At 67.2% G+C, this 305-nt stretch carries 1 pseudogene; it reads left to right on the top strand.

The annotated features are described in order from the left end of the window. Positions 1-49: 49 nt before the first annotated feature. Positions 50-305 (top strand): annotated as a pseudogene (locus AB0O00_RS38525) (aminoglycoside phosphotransferase); the annotation flags it as partial.

Below are 305 nucleotides of genomic sequence, written 5' to 3'. Positions count from 1 at the left end.
TTCCGTCCTGCCACCTGGCCTCGGACCCCGGTTGCTGTGGTCCGACACAGTGGACGGCTGGCTCACCCTCGTCTTTGAGTACGTCGACGGCCGTCACCCGGACCTGAGCCCGCGCTCACCGGACATCCCGATGGTTCTGGAGAAGATCACCATGCTGATCGACGTCCTGCCCCCGAGCCCGTTCGCCGGTGCCGCTGCGATCAGCGACCACCGTGCCTACCGGGCGGCGCCAGCGGAACTCCTTGCCGGTGACACGCTGCTCCACTGCTCTCCGCGGCCGGACAACCTGATCATCAACAGCGAGG

This window comes from Kitasatospora sp. NPDC093558 (genome assembly GCF_040683475.1).
Taxonomy (GTDB): Bacteria; Actinomycetota; Actinomycetes; order Streptomycetales; family Streptomycetaceae; genus Kitasatospora.
This window is presented reverse-complemented; position numbering and strand designations above follow the sequence as displayed.